The 16,606-nt window shown below is 42.4% G+C and carries 17 protein-coding genes; 3 read left to right on the top strand and 14 right to left on the bottom strand.

Translation table 11 applies throughout. The features are described 5' to 3' along the window. Positions 1-82: 82 nt before the first annotated feature. The 3 genes from GWK51_RS07730 to lgt form a co-directional block, all read right to left on the bottom strand. Positions 83-466, bottom strand: a complete 384-nt coding sequence (locus GWK51_RS07730; protein WP_161933259.1) for a hypothetical protein — start codon at positions 464-466, stop codon at positions 83-85. Then, the gene (locus GWK51_RS07735) at positions 466-846 is read right to left on the bottom strand and encodes a hypothetical protein (RefSeq protein WP_161933260.1); all 381 of its coding nucleotides are present in this window, start codon (positions 844-846) and stop codon (positions 466-468) included. The genes GWK51_RS07730 and GWK51_RS07735 overlap by 1 nt, the downstream gene beginning before the upstream one ends. A 94-nt stretch (positions 847-940) precedes the next feature. After that, the gene (gene lgt / locus GWK51_RS07740) at positions 941-1,753 is read right to left on the bottom strand and encodes a prolipoprotein diacylglyceryl transferase (protein WP_161933261.1); all 813 of its coding nucleotides are present in this window, start codon (positions 1,751-1,753) and stop codon (positions 941-943) included. Between the two features lie 93 nt (positions 1,754-1,846). Here lgt and GWK51_RS07745 point away from each other — a divergent pair, with 93 nt between their 5' ends. After that, the gene (locus GWK51_RS07745) at positions 1,847-2,641 is read left to right on the top strand and encodes an NRDE family protein (RefSeq protein WP_161933262.1); all 795 of its coding nucleotides are present in this window, start codon (positions 1,847-1,849) and stop codon (positions 2,639-2,641) included. Positions 2,642-2,681: 40 nt separating this feature from the next. On the opposite strand, the gene GWK51_RS07750 is transcribed toward GWK51_RS07745, so the two are convergent. From GWK51_RS07750 to tatA, 4 genes are all read right to left on the bottom strand, one after another. Continuing rightward, a complete protein-coding gene (locus GWK51_RS07750) occupies positions 2,682-4,856 on the bottom strand; it encodes a PhoX family protein (protein WP_161933263.1) in 2,175 nt (724 codons plus the stop codon). Between the two features lie 158 nt (positions 4,857-5,014). Continuing rightward, the gene (gene tatC, locus GWK51_RS07755; protein WP_161933264.1) at positions 5,015-5,797 is read right to left on the bottom strand and encodes a twin-arginine translocase subunit TatC; all 783 of its coding nucleotides are present in this window, start codon (positions 5,795-5,797) and stop codon (positions 5,015-5,017) included. After that, the gene (gene tatB / locus GWK51_RS07760; RefSeq protein ID WP_161933265.1) at positions 5,794-6,258 is read right to left on the bottom strand and encodes a Sec-independent protein translocase protein TatB; all 465 of its coding nucleotides are present in this window, start codon (positions 6,256-6,258) and stop codon (positions 5,794-5,796) included. Before tatB ends, tatC begins: the two co-directional genes overlap by 4 nt. A gap of 18 nt (positions 6,259-6,276) precedes the next feature. Next, the gene (gene tatA, locus GWK51_RS07765; protein ID WP_142769536.1) at positions 6,277-6,495 is read right to left on the bottom strand and encodes a Sec-independent protein translocase subunit TatA; all 219 of its coding nucleotides are present in this window, start codon (positions 6,493-6,495) and stop codon (positions 6,277-6,279) included. Positions 6,496-6,647: 152 nt separating this feature from the next. Between tatA and GWK51_RS07770 the strand changes: the two genes are divergently transcribed. Beyond that, positions 6,648-7,526 (top strand): AEC family transporter, encoded by an 879-nt coding sequence (locus tag GWK51_RS07770; RefSeq protein ID WP_161933266.1) that lies wholly within the window; start codon positions 6,648-6,650, stop codon positions 7,524-7,526. Between the two features lie 55 nt (positions 7,527-7,581). On the opposite strand, the gene rdgB is transcribed toward GWK51_RS07770, so the two are convergent. Continuing rightward, complete coding sequence (gene rdgB, locus GWK51_RS07775) at positions 7,582-8,208, bottom strand: RdgB/HAM1 family non-canonical purine NTP pyrophosphatase (protein WP_161933267.1); 627 nt, start codon at positions 8,206-8,208, stop codon at positions 7,582-7,584. Between the two features lie 123 nt (positions 8,209-8,331). On the opposite strand from rdgB, the gene GWK51_RS07780 reads away from it, so the two are divergent. Beyond that, on the top strand, positions 8,332-8,802 hold the full coding sequence (locus GWK51_RS07780; RefSeq protein WP_328703733.1) for a GNAT family N-acetyltransferase: 471 nt from the start codon (positions 8,332-8,334) through the stop codon (positions 8,800-8,802). Between the two features lie 13 nt (positions 8,803-8,815). Here the strand turns inward: GWK51_RS07780 and GWK51_RS07785 are convergent, their stop codons facing one another. The 6 genes from GWK51_RS07785 to GWK51_RS07810 all read right to left on the bottom strand — a co-directional run bounded on the left by GWK51_RS07785 (position 8,816) and on the right by GWK51_RS07810 (position 16,471). Then, positions 8,816-9,403 carry a tetratricopeptide repeat protein gene (locus GWK51_RS07785; RefSeq protein WP_161933268.1) on the bottom strand — a complete coding sequence of 196 codons (588 nt, stop codon included), beginning with the start codon at positions 9,401-9,403 and terminating at the stop codon, positions 8,816-8,818. Beyond that, on the bottom strand, positions 9,400-9,993 hold the full coding sequence (gene metW / locus GWK51_RS07790; protein WP_161933269.1) for a methionine biosynthesis protein MetW: 594 nt from the start codon (positions 9,991-9,993) through the stop codon (positions 9,400-9,402). The genes GWK51_RS07785 and metW overlap by 4 nt, the downstream gene beginning before the upstream one ends. Beyond that, a complete protein-coding gene (gene metX, locus GWK51_RS07795) occupies positions 9,993-11,153 on the bottom strand; it encodes a homoserine O-succinyltransferase MetX (protein ID WP_142769531.1) in 1,161 nt (386 codons plus the stop codon). Before metX ends, metW begins: the two co-directional genes overlap by 1 nt. A 101-nt stretch (positions 11,154-11,254) precedes the next feature. Beyond that, positions 11,255-12,952, bottom strand: coding sequence for a 2-isopropylmalate synthase (leuA, locus tag GWK51_RS07800; RefSeq protein WP_142769530.1), 1,698 nt, complete (start codon positions 12,950-12,952; stop codon positions 11,255-11,257). Positions 12,953-13,389: 437 nt separating this feature from the next. Further along, positions 13,390-14,073, bottom strand: a complete 684-nt coding sequence (locus tag GWK51_RS07805) for a Fe2+-dependent dioxygenase (protein WP_142769529.1) — start codon at positions 14,071-14,073, stop codon at positions 13,390-13,392. Between the two features lie 103 nt (positions 14,074-14,176). Continuing rightward, on the bottom strand, positions 14,177-16,471 hold the full coding sequence (locus GWK51_RS07810) for a TonB-dependent receptor (RefSeq protein WP_161933270.1): 2,295 nt from the start codon (positions 16,469-16,471) through the stop codon (positions 14,177-14,179). Between the last annotated feature and the right edge of the window lie 135 nt (positions 16,472-16,606).

Raw genomic sequence — 16,606 nt, forward strand, 5'->3', positions numbered from 1 at the left:
CCATGTGTGTGAATCAGGCATAAAAAAGACCGTTTATTTGAAACAGATAAACGGTCTTTTTTTGACTGAATTTTAAGTGCAATTATTCATACGGTTGATCATGGCGTTTGGCACGATTGCTATAGATCGAAACCAAGAACAAACCAATCAGGTTAAAGCCAAGACACTGTAACCACATAATCCATTTATGCTGTTCAGGGAGAATGTATGCCAAGCTGAAAAGGCCAAACAGTTGAAAGATATAAATCCCGTTATGGAGCGTATTTCGATAAGCTGAGGCGGGTGCAAGCTTTAGATAGACGCTATACAGCTCATGCGTCAGCATACCCAGCATCAGGCTTAAACCGACCCACAAAGCGGGCAATTCTACGACTGTTGAACAGAGAAAAATTCCTATACAGACGGCAATACTGCTGACCAGCTTGATCTCGCGGCTACAACGCGGTGAATACCAAAAGTCCAGCATCAGTGTTGGTCTTGCTTATGCTGATTCAGCAGTGATAAGGGTGAAAACAGGCAAATGGCTAAAGTCATAAAGCCAATACCTTGTGCACCCGGGATCAGGATGTCCCCAGACTGGAGATGCATAAAGATTAAGGCCAAGAGCAGTGCCAGCGGAATCCAAGTCAGCACGCGATAGAACAGTCCTGTAGGATTTTTCGCTGCAAAATGGATTTTACAGTAACGGCAAATCAGAAACACAATTCCTGTTCCCATAAACATTAGAATCGCATCAGGTTGTAACGGTTGCATCCAATACAGTGCTGCTGTCACTGAGCCAAGCAGTACCAACAGTGCCAGTTTTTTGAACACCGCGATTTTGGGATCAAACCAGAATTCGAGCATAATTTTCAGGAGAGGGTCAGTATAAGAGTTTAAACTTTAGCATATGCCAGAGCACGACGCACGGATCGTGCTCTAGAGCATGGGAGGAAGGCGATTAAGTGTTTTTGAGCGGACCCCAATCGTAAATTTTCTTCTGATAGGCATACCACATCATCCAGATACCAATCAGAATCATTGGAATGGTCAGGAATTGTCCTTTACTCATCCATGCAATGAACAGTTGTCCATTGTCGGGTTCGCGGAAAAACTCGACCACGAAACGTGCAATCCCATAACCAATCAGGAACAGGGCGGATACTGCCATACGCGGACGCGGTTTAGAACTGAACCACCAGAGTACGATAAACAGAATAAGACCTTCACACAGCGCTTGATAGAGCTGTGACGGGTGGCGGACCAATTGCAGCGGATCGGTCGGGAAAATCATGCCGAGTGCAAAGTTAGGATCAGATACAGGGCGACCATACAGTTCACCACCAATAAAGTTGCCGATACGACCAAACATCAAGCCTGTCGGGACACACGGTGCAATAAAGTCTAAGGTCTGGAACCAGGTCATCTGATATTTTTTACACCAAAGCAACATGGCAATCATGACCCCAAGGAAACCACCATGGAAACTCATGCCACCTGTCCAGACTTGGAATAGCCACAATGGATTGGCAAGGAATTGTTCAAAGCCATAAAAGAATACATATCCAACACGACCACCAATCACGACACCCAGTGCGCCGTAAAAAATCAGATCGGAAACCATGTCCGAGGTCCAGCCTGTTCTGAGTTTGGCACGATACGTAGCAAGGCCCCATGCAAAAAGGAAAGCCAATAAATACATTAGTCCATACCAATGTACTTGTAAGGGACCCAATGAGATCGCAATTGGGTCGATATTTGGATAGGTGAGCATTCCTGTTCCTAGTCATTCTGTTTTGTACAGATTTTAGCGGAATACAATGAAAAATGTTGTACATTCAATGTGTAAAGATATAGAGCAAATTTTATGTGTATTGTGGCAATCGCATGGCATATTTTAGAACACACGCCGTTATGTCTCATTTCTAATCGGGATGAGTTTTATCATCGTCCTACACAAGCCTTATCCGCATGGTCGAACAGTCCAGTCATTGCAGGCAAGGATTTACAGTCTGGTGGAACATGGATGGGAGTGACCGCGACAGGACGTTGGGCAATTGTGACCAATTTTCGTGATGGACGCGATCAGCAAACTTATCCCACTTCACGCGGACATCTAGTACAAGCCTTTTTAGAGTCGGATCTGGCACCTATTCGTTTTGCCAAAGAACTGGAGCATCAACAACGAGAATATGCTGGGTTTAATTTGTTCTTGGGGGATCGGGAGCAGGCAATTTATATGAGTAATCGTGGGGAAGCACCACAAGTACTGGCCAAAGGGGTATATGTGGTGTCCAATGGTTTGATGACCGAGCATTGGGAGAAAACCCGACATTTGCGTAAACGCTTTACCCAAGAATTATTACCGATGCTGCAACGTGAACAAAGTTCAGAAGCCGAGCTGCAATATGCAGTGTGGGATATTTTGGAAGATGAACGAAAAATTATTCCAGAACTGTTACCTGATACGGGCATTAGTGCCGAGATGGAAGCACTTTTGTCGTCGACCTTTATTCAAAGTCCTGTCTATGGCACCCGTTGTTCCAACTTTTTAAGAATGAGGCATGAGCGCTGGGATTGGCAGGAGAAGTCACAGCAAGGCGTAACACAAGGGCAAAGCGTAGAACTGAATATTCCCTTATTGGATTCATCTGAAAGATAAAAAATGCCGACACTTGGTCGGCATTTTCTAAAACAGAATATTATGCACCCGCAATGACACCGCCATCTTTACGGGTAATCACCACAGTTGCAGAACGAGGGCGTGCAGTCGTGTTGCTAGCATCCGTTTGCGTTGCAGGCCAATGGCTGGTCGCAGCATCATAGCTGTCAGAATCTTCACCAGGATGCTGAACATTAATGAAGATAGCCTTGTAGTCTGGTGTCATGGCAATGCCTGTGATCTCACATTCCTTAGGACCCACCAAGAAGCGACGTAAGGTTTTGTCAGTGACTTGAGCACCAGCGATGGTCGCTTGACCATTGATTGCTGTTGTTGCTCCACCATCACCAATTTGACCTGGAAGTGCCGCCAACATCATACAGTTGGTGACATCGGTATAAGCACCATCATCAGTTTGAATCCAGAGTACACCACGTGGGTCGAACCACATACCATCAGGTGAAGACAAATCATTATTGTCAGTTAAACCTGACAAGTTAATGTTTGAATCCATTGAAGCTTCAGAGCCGAATAGATAGATATCCCAAGCGAAAGTTGTCGCGGTAGTTTTGTCGCCCGCTTCTTTAAAGCGAATGATATGACCATTGACGTTACCTTTGCCACCTTCAGGGTCACTATAGTTACGTGGGTTGGCTGCATCGGTTGGATAGTCAGTGCCGCGTTTCGAGTTGTTGGTCAAAGTCACATAAACTTCGCCATTTACAGGGTTGACTGTAGCCCATTCTGGACGGTCCATTTTGGTTGCACCCATAGCATCGGCTGCAAGTCGAGCAAACGTGACGACATCCGCTTGCGAGCTAAATGGATAGACACTATTGGATGCATCTAAACCATTCTTGCCGTAGCTGAGTTCTAGCCATTCACCTGAACCATCACTGTTGAATTTAGCGACATACAACGTACCGTTATTCATGTATTTGTCGCCAGCGGTATATCCACCATTCACATCTTGACTGTCCCAGTTGGCAGAAGATACAAATTTATAGATGTATTCACCACGTGAGTCATCACCCATATAGAAAGCTAAAGGTTCGCCTTCTACCGCACGACAAGCGCTATCTTCATGTGCAAAACGACCCAAAGAGGTACGTTTCACTGGGTTTGCACTACGACTGAATGGGTCAATCTCGACCATCCAGCCAAATGTATTTGGACCATTACGGTAGTCTTCAGTCGCTAGGTCAGCGACGACATTGGCATTCCAGCGGTCATAGAGGTCTTGAGATTCAAGTTGACCTTGTGCAGTTTCCCAGCCATAACGTGAGCTAGAACCTGCTTTTAGACCATAGCGCTTAAGGGCAATGATTTCTGAAGCACTGCGGTTTGCATCATCTGTTGAGCTACGAGCAAAATAGCCAATGAAGTTTTCTTCTGTGGTGAGGTAGGTGCCCCAAGGAGTGTAACCATTGCCACAGTTATTATGCGTACCACGGGTTTGTTTACCCGCTGGAGAAAACTTGGTTTTGACCAAATCTGAATCTGCTGCAACACCAGCAAAGTCCATCACGGTCGATGCAGTAATACGACGGTTAAACAGTGAGCTTTTTACAATCTCAACTTTTTGTGTAGCGCTGTCTTTCTTAATATGAACAACGGATACACCATGTGCATTGGTTTCACGAATCACTTCATCTTCAGGGCGGCGACCATCGACTTTGGTGGCGCCTGTCGGGTGCAAGAAGGTTTGGTTGATATATTCGTGGTTCATGACCAGTAAACCTTCGGTAGAAACCGTGTCATCGAATTTACTGGTACTGCTGTTTAAACCGAAGTAGTGCATACCATCATGGCAGTCACCAGAACGGAATTGGAAGCTTGGACCTGATGGAACATTGTTGTCATCCCAATCCGCATAGCTCGGATTAATTGAGTCACCTAGTGCATACAATACTGTTGCTTCATAGCCTTCAGGTACAGTCACAATGTCATTCAGGTTTTTATCGACCACAGAGAAGGTTAATTCTGTTGGTTTTTGCTCTGGATCTACAGTTGTGCTTGGCGGTGTTGAATTATCATCATCGTCACTACACGCGGTTAATGAGGATGCCAAAGCTAGCGCGACTGCACCGCTTGCGGTTTTCCCAATCAAGCTACGACGAGTCATACGTTGTTCTAAAATGTCACGGAAGTGCACATTATCAGAGGTGTTGTTATCTAGTTCCTGATCTTCATGATATGGCGTCAGCTCGGTCATGATTTTTCCTAATTCATCAATGAGTTATAAAGTCCTCATTAACTTATGGAATAAATATGACAAGACTTTTACCAAACAGTGAAAATCTGGTGAAGAAATCAAGTCATTTTGATGAAAAAGGCAGACCGAAGTCTGCCGAATTAAAGTGATGATATGTTTTATGCGAGGCGACGTTTTTTTTCAATCAGCTTGCCAAATAAAAGCCCCAACTCAAACAGCATCCACATTGGGACTGCCAACATAATCATCGACAAGGCATCGGGTGGGGTGACAAACATGGAGACAAAAAAGCATCCCACCACAATAAAGCGCCTTTTTTCGACCAGTTGCTGCGTCGAAACCAGACCAATTAAAATCAGCAACAGGGTGATCACGGGTATTTCAAAGGTCAGACCAAACACCAAAAACAGTTTTAAACAGAAGGTGAGGTAACTATTAATATCGGTCATCGGCGCCACAGTTTCAGGCGTTACACTCATAAAGAAATGCAAGATTGAAGGCAAAGCCACATAGTAGGCAAAGGCAATGCCTGCATAAAACAAGCTGATACTGCCCACCAATAAAGGTAGCGCCAGCGTTTTTTCTTTTTCATACAGTGCAGGTTTAATAAATGCCCAGATTTGATAAAGAATAAACGGCATTGCCAACATCAGAGCTACAAAAAAGTTAAGCTTAAAGGGTGCCATAAAGGTTGCGGTGACATCGGTCGCAATCATTGAAGATGAAAGCGGTAACTGCGCACGCAAAGGTTCAGACATTAACTGATAGGTCTGATTGGCAAAAGGCAATAAGCAAAAAAACAGGACAATCAATAAGCCGACAATTTTGAATAAATGCTGTCTTAAGGCAACCAAATGTTGGGTAATCGGCATTTCTTCTAAAGGGGCTTGCGTAGGTTGCATCGCACTGGGCAGATTTTGAGACTCTACAGGCATGTTCATACCGCCACCTTTAATTCAGGCAATTCAATCAGAGGATCCAGAGAAGTTGTGGGCTTCTCATTTTCAAGCTGTTTGAATGTAGAAGCAGGATGTCGATGAAGCATGGCCTGCTTTTGCTGTGAGCATGGAATATAAGTCAAAACTAAATTCTTATTTTGAGTAACGCTGTTTTGCTGTTGTTGTTCGACCGCGCTATGGTTTTGTTGTTGTAATTCCTGCATTTGGGCCTGCATTTTTTGCTCAAGCTCTTGAATGCGCTTCATTTCATTTTGCATTTGTTCACGTAATTCAGACATGCGTAATTCACGATCAATGTCATTTTGTACATTGCTGATCATGCGTTTCAATTTGCCATACCACTTGCCCGCAAAGCGTGCAGCTTCTGGCAATTTTTCTGGCCCAAGCACCAATAATGCAATGATGCCGAAGGTCAGCAGTTCAGTCATTCCAATATTGAGCATTGAATGATTACCTGTAACTTATGAGCGTGTTGAAGTTTTCACTTCAGCAGTATTTTGATGTTCTAAAGTACGTGGTTCATTCAGTGCTGAAGTCGCTTCATCGTCTTTTACTGATTTTTTAAAATCTTTAATGGCACCACCTACATCTTTACCCAAATTTTTCAGTTTCGATGTGCCAAACAGTAAAATCACCACAATTGCAAAAATCAGCACATGCCAAATTGATAAACCAGCCATCATAATTTCCTCATTTTTATTTATGCCTTATCTCAACAGCTCAAGATGACAGGGATGTGACGATAGGGTTGCAATTTCAAGACAGCGGATTAGGCGCATCGTCGGAGCAATGGGTGTTATGATGATTAGGTGAAATTTCAAGGAATATAAATGTGGCTTTGCTGTTGCCATTATTGGCATTTTTAACAGGTTTAATGCTTGCCACGACACCAGTTGCTTCGCAATTAAAAACAGTGCTATCTAGCCTGTTAGCCCGTTGTTTTATTCCCATCGTGATTATTTACAACATGGTGTTTTACCAAGCTGGCAGCTTGAGCTTGATGCTATTTAGCTTTGTGGTCGCTATTCTGCTGTTCTATTTTTTCCTTTATTTTTCGAAAAACAAGCTGAGTGCCTTGTGCTTTAGTTATGTCAATATGGCATGGTTGGGCTTTCCTTTTGCCATCGCTTTGTTTGGTGCAGAAATCAGTCCTGCCATGGTGGCGTTATATATCGGGGGTTCTATTTTTGGCAACCTCTGGGCGGTGACTGCAGTCAGTGATGCGCCGCAGCCTATCGCTGCTATTTTGAAAAAAGTAGCATTTTCTCCCCCAATCGTTGCTTTAAGTTTGGCAGCATTATTCTGGTTGTTTGGTATACAGCACTGGCTACAACAGCATGGGGTAAATTGGATTTATACCGCAGCGAAGTTGGGTATGAGCTTTTCAGGCATGTGTGTTTTGGGGATGTGGCTGCGGCACACCAAAGTCCAAGCCGCTGATTTGTGGCGAAGTAGCCAAACGGCTGCACTAAAATTATTGTGCGGTGTAATGCTTTGTGGTTTGACCTATCGTTTTGTTCCGATTCCACAGATTGAACACTACATTGGAGTCATGTTCTTGTTGTTTTGTTTACCACCCGCAGCCAATATTGTGGCGTTGGAAACCCATTATCAGGGCACGGGAACTTCAGCTAAATATATTGCTTCGGGAACAATGGTGAGTTGCGTGGTGGTGAGTCTCTATGGGGTTTTATTACATCTGTTGTCTTGAGGAGAATCCCTCTCTTCTGAATAGAGAGGGATTGATGCATCATTGAGCTGGAAAATTATTTTTCCAGACTGTGTTTGAATAACTGCATAGCTTGACCACGATGGCTGATTTTATTCTTTTCTTCTTTGCTCATTTCAGCACTCGAAATGCCCAGTTCAGGTAACCAGAATAATGGGTCGTAGCCAAAACCATTTTCACCACGTGCTGCTTCTAACACTTCACCTTTCCAGATGCCTTGGAAAATTTGTGGGAGTGGATCATCGGCATGTTGTACCAGTGCCAAAACACACACGAACATCCCTTCAATCGCTTCACCATCTTTGCGTAGCGGCTTCAATTGCTCTAATAGCTTTTCATTGTTGGCAGCATCATCGCCGTGTTTACCTGCAAAACGTGCAGAATAAATGCCTGGTGCACCACCTAAAACTGGGACACAAATACCAGAGTCATCTGCAATCGCTGGCTTGCCTGAAATACGGCTGGCATGACGGGCTTTGATGATGGCATTTTCAACAAAACTGAGACCATCTTCCACGGCATCTTCAATATTAAGTTGACCTTGTGGTACTACGTTTACTGGCAGTTGCAGTTCAGCAAAAAGTTTCTCAAATTCAGCAATTTTACCTTTGTTGTTACTGGCAAGCACTAATGTGCCTTGAGATAACCACGCATTTGCAGACATTGTATTTGTGCTCATGAATTGAAAATAAAGGTCTATATTTTAACTGAATTGGATTGTATAAAAGCAGCAAAATCCATGAAGATTAAAACCAACAGCTAACTTTGAATAAGAAAACAGAGATAAATGAATATGATTCGCCCAGCCACTCATACAGATTTAGAACAAATTGAAAGATTAATTCAACCTTATATTGCTGACTTTGCCATAAGTCGTGAAGGTGAAGAAAAATTTTCTTCAGCCGCTATTATAAAATTATTAAACACTGAACAGGTTCATTATTATGTGTATGAACAGAATGAATCAATTTTAGGCATTATTGCATATAAAGAACCCGCCCATCTCGTACATTTTTTCGTAGATATTACTGTACAGAAGCAGGGAATTGGTCGAAAGCTGTGGAATTATGTTGCCGCTGAACTACAGGAAAATATCACTACAATAAGCGTAAATTCAAGTTGTTATGCGCAGCCTATTTATCAAAAATTTGGTTTCGAGACTGTATCGGAAGTGATTGAAGCATATGGTTTAAGATATATGATGATGCAAAAGAGCAGAACTGCCGAAAAGAAAAAAGCACCCGAAGGTGCTGTTTAGAGTCAGTGCAATATTATTGCGCCTGAATCCATTTGTCGGCACGGTCACGTGCCAAACGAATCTGGTCTTGAGTCAAGTTAGCAGCCAAAGCGGTTTTCTTGCCTTCTGACATGCTAATCACTTTATTGTCGAGCATGCCATCACGCGTTGAAAGTTCATACCACTGGTAAGCACCAATGTAGTTTTTCTTTTGCTCTTCCATCATGGCAAGGTTGAAGCTGGCACGGTTGTCACCATGGCTAGCCGCCTTTTCAAAGTATTGGCGAGCCAAAGTTTCATTCTTGGCAACACCGACACCATCAGCATACATACGACCGACATTTAACTGGGCAGGGGATAAACCCTGATCGGCAGCAGCTTTAAACCAAGCAAATGCCTGACGGTCATCCTGCTTGATGTCTTTACCTGTTTGGTATTTGGTGCCTAAGTAAAACTGTGCAGCAGGTTGACCCGCTTTAGCAGCTTTGACCAAGTTATCAATATCCATGGTTGAAAATTGGGCAGCTTGACTAGAAATTGAAGCAGATGGCGAAACGTACTCAGCATGAGACTGAATGCTAAAAAGTCCAAAAACTAGTGTGCTTAATAATAATTTTTTCATAGCGAGCTCACTCGATAAATTGCGACTTCACCAAACAGATTCGGGATATGTTTACTAAGTAAACTACCTTGCTGATCCCCATTAACGGCGAGTCGATTAATTATTCGGATGTTGTTTTCTGCACAAAGTGCTTCAAAATCTCGAAAAGTACATAAGTGGATGTTTGGAGTATTATACCACATATACGGTAATGCTTCTGAAACAGGCATCATTCCTTTTAAAGCCAAGAAAGAACGGGTCTTCCAATGCGCAAAGTTTGGAAAGGTAATAATAGCCTGTTTCCCCACACGCACCATATCACGTAACAATACGTCTGGCGCATCTACAGCTTGCAAAGCTTGTGCCATCACCACATAGTCAAAAGACTGGTCGGCAAAACGGCTTAAACCTAAATTTAAGTCCTGCTGAATAATATTTAACCCGCGGCTGATCGCAATTGCAATCTTTTCCTGATCAATTTCTAAGCCATATGCACGAATATTGTGCTGTTTGCTCATGTGAGCCAGCAATTCGCCATCACCACAGCCCAAATCGAGCACTTTGGAGTCGGGTTTAATCCATGCTTCAGCCAGTTGATGATCGATACGCATTACACAGCCTCCTTAGGGGTAGATTTAAGGTGTTCTTCACCACCTAAAAATGCACGTAATGATTTTACATACAGCGGAATTGGGAACAAGAACGAGTCATGACCTTGTTCTGCCTCAATGTCGAGATAGCTGACAGGTTTATGGTTGCTAATCAATGCATCCACAATTTCTTGTGAACGTTCAGGCGTAAAGCGCCAGTCCGTGGTAAATGAGACTACCAAGAATTTACATTGGGTATTCGACATGGCTTGCGTCAATGAATGTTCATATTCACGTGACGGATCGAAATAATCCAGTGCCTTGGTCATAATCAGATAGGTATTGGCATCAAAGTTACGACTGAACTGTTCACCTTGATAACGCAAATAACTTTCGACTTGGAATTCGACATCAAAACCATACATAAATTTGCCTGACTTCAAGTCACGACCAAATTTTTGTTTCATGGCTTCTTCAGACAGGTAGGTAATGTGACCGACCATACGTGCCAAAATTAAGCCGCGTTTTGGATAGCTGTCATGTTCTAAGTAACGGCCTTGATGGAAATCTGGATCCGACAAAATGGACTGACGCGCCACTTCGTTAAAGGCAATATTCTGTGCAGAGAGTTTTGGTGCGCTGGCGATGATCACGCATTTCTGTAAGCGCTCAGGATAATCCACAGACCATTGCAAAGCCTGCATGCCCCCCAAAGAGCCGCCTATAATTGCATACCAAGTCTGAATGCCTAAGCGATCTGACAACATGGCTTGCGTTTTGACCCAGTCACGTACCGTCACTAAAGGAAAATCTGGTCCATAAGGACGATTATCATTTTCTGGATTAGGCGAAGTAGGGCCTGTTGAGCCGCTACAACCACCAATATTATTTAAGGCAACTACAAAGAATTTTGAAGTATCAATCGCTTTTCCAGGACCAATACATAAATCCCACCAGCCTGCTTTTTTATCATCTTCATGATGATAACCCGCTGCATGATGATGTCCCGACAAGGCGTGACAAATGAGAATGGCATTCGAGTGATCTGCGTTGAGTGTGCCGTAGGTTTCAACCATCATTTCGAAACGTGGTAAAACACGACCACATTCTAGTTCTAACGGCTCTTCGAATTGGAACTTTTGTGGGGTTACGAGACCCACTGAGTCAGCTGGAAAAGACACAGAAATACTTCGCCTTAAATTTTTTAGAACAATAAACAAAAGGATACCACTTGAGGGTATCCTTCTAAAGTCATTTTAGTGCTAAATATTATTGCTAATACTTATACTGCAGCAGCAATTACTTGGTCAGTGCTAAGCACACCTTGTGCAATTAAACGGTTGGTACATGCAAGGATGGCTTCAATTGAGGCAGTCACAATGTTGTCATGTACACCCGCACCAAAGGCAGATTTACCGGTACCTTTTACTTGAATTTCAATCAACGCCAAGGCTTTGGCATGTGCACCTGAACTGATGCTACGTTCTTCATAGTTCAAGACATCAATTGGTAATTGAAGCGCATTTAACATGGCCGAAATTGGACCGTTACCTTCGCCACGTAAATGTTGAATTTCACCATCAAGTTCGATATCCAACTCAATCACTTGGTTGCCATTTTCATCTGACAAGCGGTAATTTTTCGCTGAATAATGCGCGTCTTTGGTTTCAACATAGGTATCTTTGAACAAGTTCCAGATTTGTTGTGCTGAAACTTCAACACCTTCTTCATCCGCCACTTGCTGTACCACTTGAGAGAATTCGATTTGTAAACGACGCGGTAACACCACGTTGTAGTTCGATTCTAACAAGTAGGAAATACCACCTTTACCTGATTGTGAATTGACACGAATTACCGCATCGTAGTCACGACCCAAGTCTTTCGGATCGATTGGTAAGTATGGCATGTCCCAGATTTCTTCATTTTTCTGGTATTCAAAGCCTTTCTTAATCGCATCTTGGTGTGAACCAGAGAATGCCGTGAAGACCAAGTCACCTGCATATGGATGACGTGGGTGTACAGGCAAACCAGTACATTCTTCAACAGTCGCAATCACTTCATTAATGTTCGAGAAGTCTAAGTTTGGTGCTACACCTTGGGTGTACATGTTCAAGGCAATCGCAGCAACGTCGACGTTACCTGTACGCTCACCATTACCAAAGACACAACCTTCTACACGGTCAGCACCTGCCATAATCGCCAATTCAGAAGCTGCGATACCACAGCCACGGTCATTGTGGCAGTGCACAGAAATAATCACGCCGTCACGACGGGCAATGTTACGGTGCATCCATTCAATTTGGTCTGCGTAAACGTTTGGAGTCGATACTTCGACTGTAGCAGGTAAGTTCAAAATCACTTTATGGTCTGGGCGTGCATCCCAGATTTCAGTCACGGCATCACAGACATCTTTGGCAACTTCTAATTCAGTTGCAGAGAAACATTCTGGGCTGTATTGGAAGACCCATTCAGTTTCTGGTTGTTGTGCTGCATATTCTTTAACTTTTGTCGCTGCGTTAATCGCTAATTGTTTTGCACCTGCAACATCCACATTCAATACTTTTTGGCGGAATGTTGGAGAGTTTGAGTTGTAGATGTGCACAATCGCGCGTTTTGCACCTTGTAACGATTCGAAGGTACGTTGAATCAAATGGTCACGCGCTTGAACTAAAACTTCAATGTATACGTCATCAGGAATATGACCTTCTTCAATCAATTTACGAGTGAAGTCAAAGTCAATTTGAGACGCAGAAGGGAAGCCAATTTCAATATGTTTAAAGCCAATTTTGACCAACATTTGGAACATTTTAAACTTCTGTTCCATGTCCATTGGTTCAAAAATTGCTTGGTTACCGTCACGAAGGTCGGTACTCATCCAAATCGGCGCTTGGGTAATTTCGTTGTTTGGCCATTGACGGTCAGGCAAGTCTACACGCTGGTACATGCGACGGTATTTTTTACTTGGATCAGCCAACATCATGAGGAACTCCTTGTGTAGTGCCTGTTGCGCGGTCTTATTAAAATGCAACGCACTACTAATATATGGTGTCTATTTAAACAAAATTAAAGGGATATTCAGGGGGATTGCTTAAAAAAAGCAAAATTTTTATACGCGCGCGTGGCGCAGCATCAGGAGATTCAATTGAGGTTGAGCGTGAGTCGGAAAAGCAAAAATATCATTCGTTTTCATCATGTAACCATCAAGATCAATACAAAGGTTTCACTTATGCAAGTATTCGCATAGCATCAATGCAGTCTAGGCGAAAATTGCACTTGGTGCAAAAAGTTCATAATTTATTCTAATCGGATTGCAAGGGAAATGTTTTTCTAATTTTGCAGTATTATTTTAATATTAGAAAAAATTTCCCAAGATTGTTTTTCTTTATGAAAAATATACTAATAAAGTACGCTAAATAATTATAATTCCGACCACATACGAATCAGGTTGTGATAAATGTTGGTCAGTTTCATGACTTCAGGATAAGCATCATCATGATCTTTACGTAATTGACGAATGCTTTCATCAAGATTGAACAGCAGATGGCGTTTCTGGTCATCACGAATCAAACTCTGTACCCAGAAAAATGAAGCAAAACGTGTACCGCGAGTAATGCTACTGACTTCATGTAAGCTGGTTGCTGGATAGAGCACAACATCGCCAGCAGGTAATTTCACCTCATGATAGCCATAGGTGTCTTCAATCACCAAATCACCACCGTCATATTCATCGGGTTCACTTAAAAATAATGTACAGGATAAATCTGTGCGCATTTGTTGTGAGGTGCCGCGAATCAGGCGAATCGAATTATCAACATGAAAACCAAAACTTTCATGTTCATCATAACGGTTAAACAGTGGTGGAATAATTTGATGCGGTAATGCCGCGGCTTGAAATACTGGATTTTTCCAAATGGCTTGAATCACCAATTCACTCAGGTGATGGGTGAGTGGATCATTTTCCGAAAGTTGTTGATTTTGTTTAACTGAGGCAGAAAGGGTACCTGCTGTTACTTTCCCACCGACCCAATTTGCTGTTGCCATTAATTGGCGGAATTCAGCGACTTGTTCTTTGGATAAAACATTTGGAATGTGATGAATCACAGCCTATATCCTTCTTCATAAATGGTTATAAAAATAGCCTCTGGGCAGAGGCTATTTTATCTTAACTTAAGTTAATTCCATAATTAATTTATGGGATTAAGTCTTAGTACTTAAAGTTGATTGCCAATACGGCATTGCGACCATTGCCTTCAAATGCATAGTGAGCTGCGTGTGCGCTAGTGAAATAACGTTTATCTGAAATATTATTTACATTCAGCTGAACATTCACATTACGGTTCACATCATATTTCGCCATTGCGTTGTAAATGGTATAGGTCGGTAAGTATTTTGGTGCTGTCGTATTTACAAAAACTTGGTCACGATATTCTGCACCAGCACCCAAAGTTAACTTCGGCATAACACGGTAAGTTGACCATAATGTTGCGCTGTTTTTCGCGACGAATGGTAGTGGTTTACCTTCTTGTGCGATCGCATTGTATGCTGCTTTAGTGATTTCGCTGTCTAAGTAGCTATAACCCGTTGAAACTTCCCATTTGTTGGTAATTTTACCGTTTAAGCTGACTTCGAAGCCATCAACACGGCTTTCACCTGCATTCGCTGTTGTGGTTGAATCAATTTGAATGCGGGTATTTTGCTTTTCAGTACGGAAAATTGCAGCAGTTAAGTTGGCACGATTATTAAACAAGTCCCATTTGGTACCAATTTCAAAAGTACGAGCTTCTTCAGGCTTTAATGCATTAATAATATCCGTCGTACCTAAAGCATTGTCACTACTATCGCCTTCTGCAAGAACACCTACAGGGTTTGCAGAGGTTGCGAAGCTGGTATAAATACTACCATTTTCAGTTGGCTTGTAGACCAAACCTGCTTGATAAGTGAAAAAGTCTGAGTCACTTTCATAAATGGTGCCTTTAGGAATGGTAACTGTGGAGTTGTATACCCCAGCAGTTGTTCCATAGACGTCCTTATTATATTTCTTCTCAGTTTCAAATTTATCCCAACGGATACCTAAGTTAAGCAACCATTGTGGGTTAAATTCAATGCTGTCTAAAGCATACACAGACATGGTTTGGCTGCGAGTGGTAGACTGACCTTTAATGCTGCCAATGGTATCGGTAAACGAACCGTTACCAGGGTTGTTTAAGCTAGTACACCAGCCATTAAGTGCAGCAGCGCTTGAATCACATGAATTGATATTTGAAGTTAAGATTGTTGAAGTTGTTTGACCTGCTGCATTGGTAAAGGTATGCATGCCTTGATCAGTTTCTTGCAGGCTCCATTCGGTTCCCACATTAAACGAGTGTTGTAATGCACCAGTATTGAATTTACCGCGCAATGATAATTGGTCGCTATAAGCATCAGTATCTAAAATACGGGTTAGTGCACGACGAGCGATTGTGCCTCTATAGATATTACCATTTGAGTCATCAGCATTCGTATAAACATAATTAGATTTAGATTTGTTATACGTGGCAATGTTCGCCAAGGTTAGGTTGTCATTAAAATCATGTTCAAGCTTGAATGTGCCAATTTGATTTTCACGTTTATCAAAATCACGTGCTTTCCAACCATAGTAAGTCCCAGCTTTTACATCAACGGGTTTACCATCACCTGGATTTGCAGTCACACCTGTAGGTGTTTTTGTCGGGTTATTAAATGGAATGCCAGCATCAGGTTCATCATTACTACGTAAATAATAATAGCCTACAGAACCGCGAGTATCAGAGCCTAGACCAAAGGCGAGACTAGTTGCAATACCAGCACGCGCAAATTCAGCACCATCACTTTGTCCTGCTTTTTCATTTTCGTGCCCCATCACAATGACACGGCCCGCCATACCATTACCGAAGTCTTTGTTGGCATCTAATTGAATGTGTTGGTAGTTGTCGGTTCCGCCTTGAACGCTGCCTTGATAAGTGTCGCCTTCATGAGCAACTTTAGGAATCAGGTTAATGCTTCCGCCAACGCTACCACCGCCACCAAGAGCAGAAGATGAGCCTTTAATGACTTCAACTTGTTCAATGGCAAACATATCACGGCTTTGTGAAGTGGTATTACGAACACCATCAACATAAATAGAAGATTGACCGCTATAACCACGGATATAAGGCATATCTGTAAATGGTGTGCCACCTTCACCAGCACCTAAAGTAATGCCTGGTTCATAACGTAGTGCTTCTAACAAGGTATTTGAGTTGGTTTCTTTTAGTAATTTTTGTGAGAGGACAGAAACAGATTTAGGTGTGTCTTTTAGTGGAGCAACAAATTTTGCATTTGCAGATTGATCAACTTTTAAAGATTCTTCTTGGGTTGCTTCAGTATGAATTGTTGGAAGTTGTGTTGCATCATCCTGTGCAATTGCAGTGGTCGCTATAACCGATAAAGAAGAGGCAATTGCCGTCGACACTAATTTTTTACGCGTTTTAATAAAAGACATTTCTGAACTCACAAAGAGTAGTAAAAATTCGTATGCGAATAATAATAATTCTTATTTATTTTACCAATTGTAAATGATTGGAATTACCGATAATGGGTTGTAAGGAAAATGTAAAAATTAATGAGATTGTGTAAC

Source organism: Acinetobacter kanungonis (genome assembly GCF_009939195.1).
GTDB classification, from domain to species: domain Bacteria; phylum Pseudomonadota; class Gammaproteobacteria; order Pseudomonadales; family Moraxellaceae; genus Acinetobacter; species Acinetobacter kanungonis.

What these genes read in the sequence shown, in the direction of transcription:
- GWK51_RS07730 (WP_161933259.1), bottom strand. Translation starts at nt 466, where the DNA reads ATGCTGGACTTTTGGTATTCACCGCGTTGTAGCCGCGAGATCAAGCTG.
- GWK51_RS07735 (WP_161933260.1), bottom strand. Translation starts at nt 846, where the DNA reads ATGCTCGAATTCTGGTTTGATCCCAAAATCGCGGTGTTCAAAAAACTG.
- lgt (WP_161933261.1), bottom strand. Translation starts at nt 1,753, where the DNA reads ATGCTCACCTATCCAAATATCGACCCAATTGCGATCTCATTGGGTCCC.
- GWK51_RS07745 (WP_161933262.1), top strand. Translation starts at nt 1,847, where the DNA reads ATGTGTATTGTGGCAATCGCATGGCATATTTTAGAACACACGCCGTTA.
- GWK51_RS07750 (WP_161933263.1), bottom strand. Translation starts at nt 4,856, where the DNA reads ATGACCGAGCTGACGCCATATCATGAAGATCAGGAACTAGATAACAAC.
- tatC (WP_161933264.1), bottom strand. Translation starts at nt 5,797, where the DNA reads ATGAACATGCCTGTAGAGTCTCAAAATCTGCCCAGTGCGATGCAACCT.
- tatB (WP_161933265.1), bottom strand. Translation starts at nt 6,258, where the DNA reads ATGCTCAATATTGGAATGACTGAACTGCTGACCTTCGGCATCATTGCA.
- tatA (WP_142769536.1), bottom strand. Translation starts at nt 6,495, where the DNA reads ATGGCTGGTTTATCAATTTGGCATGTGCTGATTTTTGCAATTGTGGTG.
- rdgB (WP_161933267.1), bottom strand. Translation starts at nt 8,208, where the DNA reads ATGTCTGCAAATGCGTGGTTATCTCAAGGCACATTAGTGCTTGCCAGT.
- GWK51_RS07780 (WP_328703733.1), top strand. Translation starts at nt 8,332, where the DNA reads ATGAATATGATTCGCCCAGCCACTCATACAGATTTAGAACAAATTGAA.
- GWK51_RS07785 (WP_161933268.1), bottom strand. Translation starts at nt 9,403, where the DNA reads ATGAAAAAATTATTATTAAGCACACTAGTTTTTGGACTTTTTAGCATT.
- metW (WP_161933269.1), bottom strand. Translation starts at nt 9,993, where the DNA reads ATGCGTATCGATCATCAACTGGCTGAAGCATGGATTAAACCCGACTCC.
- leuA (WP_142769530.1), bottom strand. Translation starts at nt 12,952, where the DNA reads ATGATGTTGGCTGATCCAAGTAAAAAATACCGTCGCATGTACCAGCGT.
- GWK51_RS07810 (WP_161933270.1), bottom strand. Translation starts at nt 16,471, where the DNA reads ATGTCTTTTATTAAAACGCGTAAAAAATTAGTGTCGACGGCAATTGCC.